Here is a 13,465-nt window from a genome sequence, read left to right as displayed (position 1 = left end):
GCGGCCGCCGGTCGGCCCCGACCATCTGCTGCGCGTGGGCGTCGATACGCGCTTTGCCACCGGCGACATGTATGAGGATGCCTATAATGCCGGCGTCGCGAGCAATCCGCGCACCTTCCTGCGCCATGCCGGGGGCGACCAGTGGACCGGAGGCCTGTTCGTCGAGGATGACTGGAGCATCGGCGATCTGGTGCTGACCGGCGGCGCGCGGGCGGATCGCTGGACGATCCGCAACGGTTTCTACCGGCAGGTCAATGCCACCACCGGGGCAGCGTCGGGCGGTGGTTTTGCCGACCGGTCGGGCTGGGAAGCATCAGGCCGGATCGGCGCGCTGTACCGGGCGAGCGACGCGCTGGCGCTGCGGGCGGCCGCCTATAGCGGCTTTCGCCTGCCCACGCTCAACGAGCTGTATCGCCCCTTCGTGGTGTTTCCGATCACGACCGAGGCCAATGCGGCGCTGGCCCCCGAAAAGCTGAAAGGCGCCGAGGCGGGTATCGACCTGACCCCGGCGAGCGGCGTCACCCTGTCGGCCACAGCCTTCTACAACCGGCTGGACGATGCGATCGCCAATGTCACGACCGCCCCCAACACGCGCCAGCGGCAGAATGTCGAGCGGATCGTCGCCAAGGGCGTGGAACTGACGGCGGCGGCCGAGCTGGGCGATTTCCAGCTTTCGGCATCCTACGCCTATAGCCATAGCAGCGTCCGCGCGCCCGGCCAGGCGTTCGACGGCTTCACCCCGGCGCAAAGCCCGCGCCATGCGGCGAGCGCCACGCTGGCCTGGGCGCCGCGGCAAGGCCCGTCGCTGTCGACCACATTGCGCTATGACGCGAAACAATATGAGGACGACCTGCAAAGCGATGTGCTGCCCGATGCGCTGACGCTGGACGCGATCGCGCGCCTGCCGATCGGCCATGGGCTGTCGCTGGTGGCGCGGGGCGAAAATCTGTTCGACGAGGCGATCGTGACCCGCAATGCCGGCGGATCGATCGACCTCGGCACGCCGCGGACGCTGTGGATCGGGATCAGCGTCGGGCATTGACCCAAGGTATAATGGAGCCGCCCTCCCCCGCTCCCTAGCGTTGCCCGATAAGATCGGGAGAGAGCGATGCGAGGGGTGACGGCGCTGCTGGCCGGAACGGCCATGGCCTGGGCGGGACAGGCGCAGGCGCAGACGCCCGGTGAGATGGCCAGGGAGGTGGGAGACCGGGTCGCCATCGTCGTTACGGCGCCCGGCGGCGCGATCGATGCCGATGACGCACTGACGATTTCGGGCGCGGACATCGGCCGGGCGGGCACCCCCGATCTGCTCGGCGCGCTGACCCGCTCTATCGCGGGCGTCACCTTGCAGGAGGCGCAGGGCAATCCCTGGCAACCCAATCTTGTCTATCGCGGCTTTACCGCCTCGCCGCTTCAGGGGCAGGCGCAGGGTCTGGCCGTCTATCTCGACGGGGCGCGCTTCAACCAGCCCTTTGGCGATACGGTGGCGTTCGACCTGCTGCCCGAAGCGGCGATCCGCAAGCTCAGCCTGCTGGACGCAAGTCCCGTCTATGGCCTCAACGCGCTGGGCGGGGCGATGCTGATCGAAACGCGCACCGGCCTGTCCGATCCGGGGCTGGAGGCGAGCTATAGCGGCGGTCGCTTCGATTATCGGGAGGCGAGCATCGCGGGCGGCCTGGCGCGCGGCGATGTCAGCGCCTATGGCGCGTTCCAATATAGCCATGACGATGGCTGGCGGGATTTTTCGCCTTCCAACCTTTATAATGGCTATCTCGACCTGGGCTTCGACACCGTATCGGGCGGGCTGCACCTGAAACTGGTGGGCGCGGACACGGACCTTACCGGCAATGGGGTCGCGCCGGTGGAATTGCTGGCGGCGAACCGGCGCGCGGTGTTCACCTGGCCCGACAACAGCAAGGCGCGTTATGGCCGGATCAGCCTGCACCCCTGGGTCGCACTGTCGGAGCGCACGCGGATCGAGGGCACGCTTTATGCCCAGAAGCTGACGCTGCGCACGGTCAATGGCGATGCCGCCGACATCCAAGGCTGCGAGGAGGCGGACGCGGCCGGCCTGCTGTGCCTGGAGACGGTGGGGGGAGATGAGGACGACGAGGAGGCGCAGGCCATCCTGACCGATGCGAATGGCGATCCGATCGCCGACATGCAGGATGGCGACGGCTATGGCGTGCTGAACCGGGGCCGCGCCCGGACCCGCGCCATGGGGGCGCTGTTCCAGATCATCGACAAACGGCCGCTGGCCGGCGGCGACAATCATTTCGCGCTGGGTTTCAGCTATGACGCCAGCCGCACACGGTTCGACAGCGCCACCGAATTGGGCGCAATGACCAGGGACCGCAGCGTCGAGGGGCTGGGCGTCGACATCGTGCAGGCGGACGGCGCGATCGCACCGGTAGGACTGATCGCGCATGGCCGATATTGGGGCGTCTTCGCGCAGGATCGCCTGCCGATCACGCAGCGCCTCTCCGCCGAAATCGGGTTGCGCTATAATCATGCGCGGGTCGTGTTGCAGGACCAGATCGGCACCGCGCTCAATGGACGGCACAGTTTCCGGCGGCTCAATCCGGGCGTAGAACTAGATTATCGGATGAGCGACGGGCTGTCGCTGCGCGCGGGCTATGCGGAAAGCAACCGCGCGCCAACCCCCGCCGAACTGTCCTGCGCGGACGAGAAGGCGCCATGCAGCCTCACCAATTTCTTCATCGCCGATCCGCCATTGAAGCAGGTGGTCGCCAAAAGCTGGGAAGCGGGCGCCAGCGGCCATGGCGCGGCGGGCGGGCTGCGCATCGACTGGCTGCTGTCGGCCTGGCGCACGCGCAACGCCAACGACATCCAATATGTGGCGTCCGACATTCGCGGCCGCGCCTATTTCCGCAATATCGGCGCGACTCGGCGGCAGGGGGGGGAGGCGAGCGTGAAGGCCGCGCACGGTGGCTTTACCGGGGCATTAAGCTATGCCTTCACCGACGCGACCTATCGCGCGCCGCTGACGCTTTCGAGCCCGGCCAATCCGCAAGCGGAAGAGGATGGCACCATTCAGGTCATGAGCGGCGACCGGTTGACGGGAATATCGCGACACAGCGCGACGATGAGCCTGGACTATGCGGCGGGTCGCTGGTCGATCGGCGGCGACCTGATCGCGCGGTCGGGCCAATATCTGGTCGGGGACGAGGGCAACGACAATGCGAAACTGCCCGGCTATGCCATCGTCAACCTGCGCGGCAGCATCACCATCCTGCGCGGCGTCCGCCTGTTCGGCGAACTGCGCAACATCTTCAATCGCGATTATGCAAGTTTTGGCACCTTCAGCGAGGTGGACGAGATCGAACTGGAGGAAGCGCCGGGCGCGTCGAACCCGCGCGCTTACGGGCCGGGCGCACCACGCCGCTGGTATCTGGGGGTAAAGGCGGCATTTTGATCAAGCAGAAGAAGGAGAGAATATATGACTGCCTATTTCGTCGCCGTCCGCAACGCCGTGCGCGATCCTGACGCCATGGCGACCTATGGAGAGCTGGCCGGCAAGTCGCTCGCCGGTCATCCGGTCACGCCGCTGGCCTTTTACGGCAAAACCCGCGCGACGGACGGGCCGAATACAGAGAGCGCGGTCATCGTCGCCTTTCCCACTTTCGCGGACGCGGAGGCCTGGTACGACAGTCCCGCCTATCAGGAAGCGCTCAGCTATCGGCTGAAAGGCGCCGATTATCAGACCTTCATCATTCAGGGTATCGACTAGTCGTTCGTGTCTATCCGGGGCAGGAGTTGCGCCTCCAGCCCCGGATAGAGATGCGAGACGCTGCGTTGCAGTTCGTAGCGGGCGGCGGCCATGGCCGAGAAGCGGTCCGGGATCGGCAGTTGCCCGGCCTCCACCATGTCGAGGCCGGCGCGCACGGCGTTGGTCAGGCTGTCTTCCAGCCAGTCGATCCAGTCGCGGGTCTGATCTATCGCTGCGGTTCCGCCCGGATCGAGCGGACCATGGCCGGGCAGGAGCGCGCCATGCGGCTGCGCCTTGAGGCGGTCGAGGCTGGTCCGCCAGGCAGCCAGGTCGGCGGTCGGCGTACTGGGCGCGCGATCATGGAAGACGAGATCCCCCGCGATCATCAGGCCCGTCCTTTCATCCACCAGCGCCAGGTCCGCGCCGCTGTGACCTGCGAGTGGCAGCAGGCGGATTTTGCGTCCCCCCAAATCCTCCTCTCCGCCGGACAGAGCGACGCGCGGGAGCAGTATGTCCGTGCCGCGCATCCAGTCGCCGAGAATCCGGTACATGGCGTCGGAAAAGCCCTGCCCCTGCGCCTGCAAGGCTGAAATCGTGCCGGGCAGCGCGGCGGCGATAGCGGGATCGAAGGCGGCCAGGCCAAGGCCATGGTCGGGATGAAGATGGGTGATGTAGACGCGCACCACCGGCTTTGCGGTCAGGGCTTCCGCCGCCGCCTTGAGCGCCAGACCATAGCGCAGCGATGGACCGCAGTCGCACAGGACCGTGCCGGCGGGCGTATCGATGATCGCGATATTGGCGATGGCGCCGCCATTGGCGGGTTCGATCGGCGCATCGGCGCCCCGCACCATCCAGATGCCGTCGGCCACGGCAAGGGGGCTGATGCCATAGTCGGGCGCCGCGCGGGCGACGACGGGCGCGGCGGCGAGGCCCGCAAGCAGGGTCCGGCGCGACAGGATCATGGCGCGACCGGCATGGCGGACTGTTTGGCCACATCGACCTGCGCGGCATAGAGGCGGCCATTGGTGTCGCGCCCTTCGATCGCCAGCCGCTCCCCCGCTCTGGCAAAGGGCAACAAGGTGATCGCAGGGTCTTCAGCGACACTGGCCCAGATCTCCATCTCCGCCAGCACGCCGCCCTGCGCGTCCTTCACGGTCAGGCTTTCCAGATGATAGGTGGCGATATTGGCGACGAGGCCGGTGTCCATCGGATGGCGAAAGCCAAGGCGCAGGCGCGCGCCGTCAGCCAGCGGCCAGGCCCGTCCGCGTATCTCGCCCAGATGATCGGCCCAGTCGCCCTTCACCCGGCTGACCGGCGGGGTCGAGCAGCCACCGCCCGCCGCGTCGATCCAGCCGCCCGACACCAGCCATTCGCCGCTGGCCAGTTGCACCGCGCCGCGCACGGGCGTGCGCTGGTCAAGCTTGATGCGGGTGGCGATATAGGGTGCGGCGTTTACCGGGCGATAGTCGATCGCCACGGGAATGGGATTGAGATCGGCAAAGAGCAGGATGCGCCGGACGCCGGCAATGCCGCGCGCGTCGATCGCGACCGGGAAAGCGCGCTGGTCTTCGGCGACGAGGGGAAATTCCACCTTCACGCGCGCGTCGAAGCGGACGGGATCGTCGCCGAACAGGGTGCGTGCATGGGCGACCCACATCGGCGAACCGAGCGGATCGGCCGGATAACGCTCCGCCGCCTGCGCCGGAATGGCCAGAAGCGCCAACAGCAGCGCCGTCATGCCTTTCATGTCCTTCTCCCTAAGTGCAGGCGTAAGGCAAGGCGCGCTGCGCTACCATTGCACCTTGGGCCAGTAGCGCGGCCAAGAGGCGGGAGCGGAAGATGCGGGCAGTCTGGTTGATGCTGGCGATGGCGGCGCCGATACTGGCGCAGGCGCAGGAACCGCTGTTCAACGCACAGGGCTATCGCAGCGCCCATTATCGCGCGCCGACCCGCCGCCCGCCAGAGGGGGTGACGCGGATCGCCCCGGCGGCGGCGGCCCAGTTGCGGCCGGACATCGACGCCCTGTTCATCGACGTGACGCCGGCGCAAGGCGCCTCTCGCGAAGCGGACGGGCGCTGGCGGCTGGCGGAGGCGCGGCAGTCCATTCCGGGGGCGCATTGGTTTCCCGAGAGCGGACGCGGCGCACTGGACCCGCAAATCGAGGGCTGGTTCATGGCGGGTGTTGCGCGGCTGACCAACGGGCGACGCGACCGGCCGATCATCCTCTTTTGCCTCGCCGATTGCTGGATGAGCTGGAACGCGGCACGGCGGCTGCGCGCCCATGGCTATGAACGGGCGTGGTGGCTGGCCGAGGGGAGCGATGGCTGGCGCGACCTTGGCCTGACGCTCGAACCGGTCGTGCCGGAGGATGGCGCGGCAAATTGAAAACGCCTTTGCTGCACCAGGGCTGAACCGGCGCCTTGGACCAATGGCCCATTGCGCCCGATCAAGGACATCCGGCAATTCTGGTGCCAACCCGGCGCATTATGCCGCACCATCATGTCTGGAGAGAGCCTTGATCCGCCATCATGTCATCCGCCTGTCGGTCGCCGCGCTGTTGCTGGCGCCGCTGCCCGCCGCAGCCAAGGACATCGTCGTTCATATGAAGAACCAGGGCGCGGAGGGCGCCATGGTGTTCGAGCCATCCTTCGTGAAGGCCGCGCCCGGCGACACCATCCGTTTCCTGCCGACCAATCCCAGCCATAATGCCGAAACCATGGCGAACATGCTGCCTGCCGGCGCGACGCCGATGAAGGGAGCGATGAACAAGGAAGTGGCGATGACCGTCACCAAGCCGGGTCTCTACGGCATCAAATGTATGCCGCATTATTCGATGGGCATGGTCGCGCTGGTGCAGGTGGGCAAGGTCACGCCGGCCGACATCGCCGCCGCCAAGGCGGTGAAGCTGCCGCCTTTCGCCGCCAAGCGGATGACCGCCGCGCTGGCCAAAGTGAAGTAGGAGGGTCGCGGGCGCGCCGGGCCACGGCGCGCCGCGTTCAGAATTCGATCAGCGCGGTCTTTGTCTTGAGGTTGGCCAGATAGGCTTCCCGACCCAGATCCTTGCCGATGCCCGACTGTTTATAGCCGCCCGTCGGCAGGATGAAATCATTGCTGCGGCCATAGCGGTTCACCCAGATCGTGCCCGCCTCCAACGTGCGCGTGGCGCGCAGGGCGCGGGCGACGTCGCCGGTGTGGACGCCGGCGGCGAGGCCATAGGCGCTGTCATTGGCCAGCGCATAAGCCTCTTCTTCATCAGCAAAAGTCTGGACGGTCAGCACCGGGCCGAAAATCTCACCCTGCACGACCTCGCTGCGCTGATCGACATTGGCGATCAGGGTCGGCGCGAAATAGCTGCCTTCCTGCGGCGCAGTGGCGCGGCCGCCGCCCGCCAGCAGTTCGGCGCCCTGGGCGATGGCGCGCTTGACGATGCCGTCCATCCGGTCGAGCTGGCCTTCGGAAATGATCGGCCCCAGCGTCGTGTCGGTCCGCCAGGTCGGGCCGGCGCGATGGGCGGCGAAGGCGGCGAGGATGCGGTCGATCACCTGATCGGCGACCTTGTCCTGCACCAGCAGGCGCGAGCCGGCGACGCAGACCTGACCCGCGTTCAAGGTGATGGCGCGCGCGACGATCGCCGCCGCCTTGTCGATCCCGGCGTCGGCAAAGACGATCTGCGGGCTTTTGCCGCCCAGTTCCAGAGTCACCGGCTTTGGTCCGGTCTGCGCGCAGGCGGCCATGATCGCCGCGCCTGTGGCGGTCGAGCCGGTGAAGGTGACTTTCGCGACTTCGGGACGCCGCACCAGCGGATCGCCGACCGATCGTCCATCGCCCTGCACGATGTTGAAGACGCCGGCGGGCAACCCCGCCTCGATCGCCAGCTCCGCGAGGCGCACGATGCTGAAAGGCGTCATTTCGGAGGGTTTGAGGACCACCGAATTGCCCGCCGCAATGGCCGGCGCGATCTTCCAGCCGGCCATGACCAGCGGCAGGTTCCAGGGCGCGATCGCCGCGACCACGCCATAGGGTTCGGCGATGGTGAGGCCGAGCTTGTCGGGCGTGGTCGCCGCGACTTCGCCGCCGACCTTGTCCGCCCATTCGGCGAAGAAGCGGATCGTTTCGGCGGTGTAGCCCAGATCCCAGGCGTTGACCTCGTTGATCGTGCGGGTCGATCCCAGCGCTTCGAGCGGCGCGAGTCGGGCGGCGTCCGCCTCGATCAGGTCGGCCCAGCGGCGCAAGACTTGCATCCTGCCGCGCGGGTCGGTCTGTGCCCAGCCGCTGCGCTTGTAAGCGGTCTGGGCATTATCGGCCGCCTCGACAAGCTGATCGGCATCCACGCTGTCGAGGTCCGCCTGGACCCGTCCGTCCGAGGGGCGGCGGACCGCGATGGCAGCGCCGCGCCCTTTCACCCGGCGCCCGTCGATGAAATTATGCGCCTGGGCCAGGTTGATCTGATCAGGGTCGAAACCAGTCACGGCGTGGGTCTCCTAGTTCGGGCTGCGGGGCAGGATAAGGCGGGGTGACGGCATTTGTTGCAGTTGCGCAGGAAAATAAGCGCGATAATCTTCCAAAAAGCGGGCGAAGGCAGCAGCCAATGCTTGGCGCAGGCTTTTAATGTCCGGCCACCGATTCCGACCAAGCGGCGGGCGCCCCCTTCCCGCCAAGGAGCAAGACGCATGGCGACAGGCATAGAGGCGATGGTGAAGCTGCGGCGCATGACCGTGGACGATCTGGCCGCCGCCCACGAACTTTCGAGCGAGCAGAAATGGCCCCACCGGATCGAGGATTGGGACATGTTGCTGAGCCTGGGCTTTGGCTATGTGGCGACCCGTGATGGCGATGTGATCGGCACCGCCATGGCCTGGCTCTATGGCACACAGGCCGCGACCCTGGGCATGGTCATCGTGTCGCCCGCAGCGCAGGGTATGGGCATCGGCCGGCAACTGATGGAGGCGGTGCTGGACGAGCTGGACGGCCGCACGGTGCTGCTCAACGCCACCGACGAAGGCGCGCCGCTCTATCGCAAGCTGGGCTTCGAGCCGGGCGGTCCGGTGTTCCAGCATCAGGGTGCGGCTTTTTCCGTCCCGATGGCACAGTTGATCCCCGACGAGCGGGTTCGGCCGCTGGGCGCCAAGGACATGCCGACGCTGCACAGCCTGGCGCAGCGCGCGACCGGCATGGACCGGGCCGCGCTGCTCGATGCGCTGGCGCCCGGTGCGCAGGGGGTGGTGCTGACCCGCAGCAATGAGCCGGTGGGCTTTGCCCTGTTCCGGCGCTTTGGGCGCGGCTATGTCGTCGGCCCGACCATCGCGCCCGATGCCGGCGGCGCGAAGGCGCTGATTTCCCACTGGCTGGGGTCCAATGCGGGCATGTTCTGCCGGCTCGACGTGCCGGAGGAAAGCGGCCTGTCCGCATGGCTGGATGATCTGGGCCTACCCTGCGTAGGACGGGTGATGCGCATGGTGCGCGGCCCTTTGCCGCCGCTTGACCCTTCGGTCACGACATTTTCCCTTACCACACAGGCGCTCGGATGACCCTCTCCCTCAACAACCCCGCCCTTTTCATCGAGCAGGCCTTCATCGGCGGCCAGTGGGCCGGCGCGGCTTCGGGCCGGACGGTGCCGGTCGACAATCCCGCGACCGGGGCGATTATCGGCACCGTGCCCGATTGCAGCGAGGTCGAGACGCAGGCCGCCATCGCCGCGGCGCAGGCGGCGTTCCCTGCATGGAAGGCGCGCACTGCCGCCGACCGCGCCGCCGTGCTGGAGGGGTGGCACAGGCTGGTGCTGGACAATATTGCCGACCTGGGCCGCATCATGACCGCCGAACAGGGCAAGCCGATCGCCGAGGCAGAGGGCGAGATTCGCTATGCGGCAAGCTTCATCAAATGGTTTGCGGAGGAAGCAAAGCGCATCGACGGCGGCATCATTCCCGCGCCCGAAGCCAATCGTCGCATCCTGGTGATGAAAGAGCCGGTCGGCGTGTCGGCGGCGATCACGCCGTGGAACTTCCCCGCAGCGATGATCACGCGCAAATGCGCCCCTGCCCTGGCCGCCGGTTGCCCGGTGGTGGTCAAGCCATCCGAACTGACGCCCTTTACCGCATTGGCGCTGGCCAAGCTGGCGGAGGAAGCGGGTTTCCCGGCGGGCGTGTTCAACATCGTCACCGGCCTGCCCACCGCGATCGGCGGCGCGCTGACCGCGAGCCCCGTCGTGCGCAAGCTGTCCTTCACTGGATCGACCCGCATCGGCGCGCTGCTGATGCGGCAATGCGCCGACACCATCAAACGAGTGAGTTTCGAGCTGGGCGGCAATGCGCCGCTGATCGTGTTCGACGACGCCGATGTCGATGTGGCCGTCGCCAGCACCATGGTCAGCAAATTCCGCAATGCGGGGCAAACCTGCGTCTGCGCCAACCGCGTCCTGGTGCAGGACGGCGTCTATGAGCAGTTTGCCGAGAAGCTGGCGAAGGCGGTATCCGCGCTGAAGGTCGCGCCGGGCGACATGCCGGGCAGCACGATCGGGCCGCTGATCAATGCCGCCGCCGCCGAAAAGGTGAAGGCGCATGTCGAGGATGCGCTGTCGCACGGCGCGACCTTGTTCGCGCAGGCGCCCGAAGGCGCCAGCGGCGCGCGGTTCGCGACGCCCGTCATCCTGACCGGGGCGACGCGGGACATGCGGCTGGCGCAGGAAGAGACGTTCGGACCGGTGGCGCCGCTGTTCCGCTTCACCCATGAAGAGGAAGGCATCGAACTGGCCAATGCGACCAGCTATGGTCTTGCCGCCTATTTCTACACCGAAAATCTGCACCGCGCCTTCCGCGTCGCCGAGCGGCTGGAGGCGGGCATGGTCGCGCTCAACAGCGGCGCGATCGCGATGGAGGTCGCGCCGTTCGGCGGGGTCAAGATGTCGGGCCTGGGCCGCGAGGGCGCCCATGCGGGGATCGAGGAATATCTGGAGACCAAGGCGTTCCATATTGCCGGGCTGAAGCTTTAAGCCCGGCCCTGCGCCGTCCGCGCTGTTCAAAACGAGCCGCCTGCCTCGTTCGAACGTCGAAGCGCTGCACTTGTCTTCAAGCAAAAACGCCCTTCGACAGGCTCAGGGCGAACGGGAGTGAGTTATGTCCGCCACCGACCGCAACTATGCCATCTCCGTCATTCCGGGCGACGGCATCGGCAAGGAAGTCATGCCCGAAGGCATCCGCGTGCTGGAACGCGCGGCGAGCCTCTACGGCTTTGCCATCGAGCAGACATGGCAGGATTTCGCCTGCTGCGACTATTATGCCAAACATGGCCAGATGATGCCCGACGACTGGAAGGCGCGGATCGGCGATCCCGACGCCATCTTCTTCGGCGCGGTCGGCTGGCCCGACACGGTGCCGGATCATATTTCGCTGTGGGGATCGCTGCTCCAGTTCCGGCGCGAATATGACCAATATGTCAATTTGCGCCCCGTCCGCCTGATGCCCGGCGTGCCCTGTCCGCTGGTCGGCCGCGAACCCGGCGACATTGATTTCTGGGTGGTGCGCGAAAATACCGAGGGCGAATATAGTTCGGTCGGCGGCAAGATGTTCCCCGGCACACCGCGCGAGGTGGTGATCCAGGAAACGGTGATGACCCGTCATGGCACCGACCGGGTGCTGCGCTATGCGTTCGAGCTGGCGGCGACGCGGGAGCGCAAGCATGTGACGTCGGCGACCAAGTCCAACGGCATCGCCATCACCATGCCCTGGTGGGACGAGCGGGTGGAGGAGATGGCGACACATTATCCGACCGTCACCCATGACAAATATCATATCGACATATTGACCGCCCAGTTCGTGCTGAACCCCGACCGGTTCGACGTGGTGGTGGCGTCCAACCTGTTCGGCGACATATTGTCCGACCTTGGCCCGGCCTGCACCGGCACCATCGGGGTCGCGCCGTCGGGCAATATCAACCCGGATCGCACCGCGCCCTCGCTGTTCGAGCCGGTCCATGGGTCAGCGCCCGACATCGCAGGAAAGGGCATCGCCAATCCGGTCGGGCAGATCTGGTCGGCGGCGATGATGCTGGAGCATCTGGGCGAGGCGGACGCCGCCGCCGCGATCATGCGCGCGGTGGAGACGGTGCTGGCCGAACCGGGCCTTCGCACCGGCGATCTTAAAGGCAAGGCGAACACCGTGGAATGCGGCAAGGCGATCGCCGACGCTCTATGCTGACGGCAACGGACCGGCACAGCACAATATGCCGCGCCGGTCCGTGAATAAGGGCAGGCGTCATCGCCGTTCGCCCCATATCGGGCTTTCGCTCCGCGGCATGAGGCTAGGCTGAAGCCCATGACCACAACAGCGAGCCCCCATGATGACGCTGCATAGCAACCGATCCCTGCTGGACATCGACCGCGATCACCTGATCCATCCCGTCACCTCCTTTCGCGGGCATGAGGCGCGCGGCGCGACGCTGCTGCAAAGCGGCAAGGGCATGTGGCTGACGGACATGGATGGCCGGGAGGTGCTGGACGCGTTCGCGGGATTATGGTGCGTCAATGTCGGCTATGGCCAGGACAGCATCGCCGAAGTCGCGGCCGAGCAGATGCGCCGCCTGCCCTATGCCACGGGCTATTTCCATTTCGGCAGCGAACCGGCGGTGCGGCTGGCGCAGAAGCTGATCGACCTCAGCCCCGAAGGGCTGGATCATGTCTATTTCACGCTGGGTGGATCGGATGCGGTGGATTCGGCGATCCGCTACATCACCCATTATTACAACGCGATCGGCAAGCCGGCGAAGAAGCAATGCATCGCCCTGGAACGCGGTTATCACGGGTCGAGCACGACCGGCGCGGGGCTGACAGCGCTCGCCAATTTCCATCGCGGCTTCGACCTGCCGCTGCGCTGGCAGCATCATATCCCTTCCCCCTACCCCTATCGCAGCGATCTGGAGGGGGACGATGCCGCGATCATCGCCCGGTCGGTGCAGCAGTTGAAGGACAAGGTCGCGGAACTGGGCGCGCACAATGTCGCCGCCTTCTTCTGCGAGCCGATCCAGGGATCGGGCGGCGTCATCGTGCCGCCGGTCGGCTGGCTCAAGGCAATGCGGCAGGCGTGTGACGAACTGGACATATTGATGGTCGCGGACGAGGTCATCACGGCCTTCGGGCGCACCGGACCCTTGTTCGCGTGCGAGGCGGAGGATGTGTCCCCCGACCTGATGACGGTCGCCAAGGGATTGACGTCGGGCTATGTGCCGATGGGCGCGGTGCTGATGTCGGACAAGGTCTATCAGGGCATTGCCGATGGCGCGGCGCCGGAACTGGCGATCGGCCATGGCGCCACTTATTCGGGCCATCCGGTCAGCGCGGCGGTGGGTCTGGAAGTGCTGCGCCTCTACACCGATGGCGGCATATTGGCGAACGGCCAGAAGGTCGGCGCGCGCTTTGCGGCGGGGATGGCGGCGATCGCCGATCACCCGCTGGTCGGCGACACGCGCGGCCGCGGGCTGCTGGGCGCAATCGAACTGGTGGCGGACAAGGGCAGCAAGGCGCGCTTCGACCCTGCGCTCAAACTGGCGGACCGATTGTTCGAAAGAGGCTATCGGAACGGGGTCATATTCCGCGCCTTCACTGACTCGATCATCGGGCTTGCGCCGGCGCTTTGCGCGTCCGATGACGAGATGGACATGATCTTCGCCCGCATCCGCAAGACACTGGACGACCTGCTCGAAGAAGCAGATATTCGCGCGGCGGTGGGATAAAAAAGGGGGGAG

At 66.6% G+C, this 13,465-nt stretch carries 12 protein-coding genes; 9 read left to right on the top strand and 3 right to left on the bottom strand.

What is annotated here, in order from left to right; genetic code table 11:
* From C100_RS46535 to C100_RS46525, 3 genes are all read left to right on the top strand, one after another.
* Positions 1 to 1,042, top strand: a 1,042-nt coding sequence (locus C100_RS46535; protein WP_024022061.1) for a TonB-dependent receptor, incomplete at its 5' end; no start/stop codon positions are given.
* Between the two features lie 66 nt (positions 1,043 to 1,108).
* Positions 1,109 to 3,436 carry a TonB-dependent receptor gene (locus C100_RS46530; protein WP_031310357.1) on the top strand — a complete coding sequence of 776 codons (2,328 nt, stop codon included), beginning with the start codon at positions 1,109 to 1,111 and terminating at the stop codon, positions 3,434 to 3,436.
* 24 nt (positions 3,437 to 3,460) lie between these two features.
* The gene (locus tag C100_RS46525) at positions 3,461 to 3,751 is read left to right on the top strand and encodes a DUF1330 domain-containing protein (RefSeq protein ID WP_024022059.1); all 291 of its coding nucleotides are present in this window, start codon (positions 3,461 to 3,463) and stop codon (positions 3,749 to 3,751) included.
* Here the strand turns inward: C100_RS46525 and C100_RS46520 are convergent.
* Together C100_RS46520 and C100_RS46515 are read right to left on the bottom strand one after the other, a co-directional pair.
* A complete protein-coding gene (locus C100_RS46520) occupies positions 3,748 to 4,692 on the bottom strand; it encodes a quinoprotein relay system zinc metallohydrolase 1 (protein WP_024022058.1) in 945 nt (314 codons plus the stop codon). The genes C100_RS46525 and C100_RS46520 overlap by 4 nt on opposite strands.
* Positions 4,689 to 5,477, bottom strand: coding sequence for a quinoprotein dehydrogenase-associated SoxYZ-like carrier (locus C100_RS46515; RefSeq protein WP_024022057.1), 789 nt, complete (start codon positions 5,475 to 5,477; stop codon positions 4,689 to 4,691). Before C100_RS46515 ends, C100_RS46520 begins: the two co-directional genes overlap by 4 nt.
* Positions 5,478 to 5,569: 92 nt before the next feature.
* Between C100_RS46515 and C100_RS46510 the strand changes: the two genes are divergently transcribed.
* Together C100_RS46510 and C100_RS46505 are read left to right on the top strand one after the other, a co-directional pair.
* Complete coding sequence (locus C100_RS46510; RefSeq protein ID WP_024022056.1) at positions 5,570 to 6,115, top strand: rhodanese-like domain-containing protein; 546 nt, start codon at positions 5,570 to 5,572, stop codon at positions 6,113 to 6,115.
* Positions 6,116 to 6,245: 130 nt separating this feature from the next.
* The gene (locus C100_RS46505; RefSeq protein WP_084625537.1) at positions 6,246 to 6,689 is read left to right on the top strand and encodes a pseudoazurin; all 444 of its coding nucleotides are present in this window, start codon (positions 6,246 to 6,248) and stop codon (positions 6,687 to 6,689) included.
* A 37-nt stretch (positions 6,690 to 6,726) separates the two neighbouring features.
* Here the strand turns inward: C100_RS46505 and C100_RS46500 are convergent, their stop codons facing one another.
* Positions 6,727 to 8,199, bottom strand: a complete 1,473-nt coding sequence (locus tag C100_RS46500; RefSeq protein ID WP_024022054.1) for an aldehyde dehydrogenase family protein — start codon at positions 8,197 to 8,199, stop codon at positions 6,727 to 6,729.
* A 201-nt stretch (positions 8,200 to 8,400) separates the two neighbouring features.
* On the opposite strand from C100_RS46500, the gene C100_RS46495 reads away from it, so the two are divergent.
* The 4 genes from C100_RS46495 to C100_RS46480 all read left to right on the top strand — a co-directional run bounded on the left by C100_RS46495 (position 8,401) and on the right by C100_RS46480 (position 13,453).
* Positions 8,401 to 9,258 carry a GNAT family N-acetyltransferase gene (locus C100_RS46495; protein WP_024022053.1) on the top strand — a complete coding sequence of 286 codons (858 nt, stop codon included), beginning with the start codon at positions 8,401 to 8,403 and terminating at the stop codon, positions 9,256 to 9,258.
* Positions 9,255 to 10,718 carry an NAD-dependent succinate-semialdehyde dehydrogenase gene (locus C100_RS46490; RefSeq protein ID WP_024022052.1) on the top strand — a complete coding sequence of 488 codons (1,464 nt, stop codon included), beginning with the start codon at positions 9,255 to 9,257 and terminating at the stop codon, positions 10,716 to 10,718. The genes C100_RS46495 and C100_RS46490 overlap by 4 nt, the downstream gene beginning before the upstream one ends.
* 124 nt (positions 10,719 to 10,842) lie before the next feature.
* Positions 10,843 to 11,922, top strand: a complete 1,080-nt coding sequence (locus tag C100_RS46485) for a tartrate dehydrogenase (protein WP_024022051.1) — start codon at positions 10,843 to 10,845, stop codon at positions 11,920 to 11,922.
* 139 nt (positions 11,923 to 12,061) lie between these two features.
* Positions 12,062 to 13,453, top strand: coding sequence for an aspartate aminotransferase family protein (locus C100_RS46480; protein ID WP_024022050.1), 1,392 nt, complete (start codon positions 12,062 to 12,064; stop codon positions 13,451 to 13,453).
* The last annotated feature ends 12 nt before the right edge of the window (positions 13,454 to 13,465 follow it).

Source organism: Sphingobium sp. C100 (genome assembly GCF_000508185.1).
Classification (GTDB): domain Bacteria; phylum Pseudomonadota; class Alphaproteobacteria; order Sphingomonadales; family Sphingomonadaceae; genus Sphingobium.
This window is presented reverse-complemented; position numbering and strand designations above follow the sequence as displayed.